The sequence below is a fragment of the Cupriavidus sp. SIMBA_020 genome (assembly GCF_046535395.1).
In the GTDB taxonomy this organism is placed as follows: domain Bacteria; phylum Pseudomonadota; class Gammaproteobacteria; order Burkholderiales; family Burkholderiaceae; genus Cupriavidus; species Cupriavidus campinensis.
The window spans coordinates 1-253 of the sequence record NZ_JAWRWU010001175.1 but is presented as its reverse complement, the minus strand read 5'-3'; the positions used below and the strand labels follow the sequence as shown (position 1 = coordinate 253).

At 65.6% G+C, this 253-nt stretch carries 1 pseudogene; it reads right to left on the bottom strand.

Annotation, left to right across the window (positions count from 1 at the left end):
* Nucleotides 1-253, bottom strand: a pseudogene (locus SB751_RS33235) (sorbosone dehydrogenase); the annotation flags it as partial.

Below are 253 nucleotides of genomic sequence, written 5' to 3'. Positions count from 1 at the left end.
GACCGAGATGACACCGGGAAATACGCCGTCCTCCCACGGACCGTTCTGATCCGCGCGAAGCGGATGTCCGTGTCGGCTGAGCGACTCGATCACGGCACGCACGAACGGGGAGAACCTGTCGTGCGAGGTACGTCGCACGCGAAGCGGCCCGTTCTTGCCGTGCAGCGGGCCGGCGAAGTCGGCGTCGTGTTCGAGCTTCAGGAAGTATGGCAGGCAATTCGCCCAGTTCCATCCGGTCGCACCGAGCGCGTCC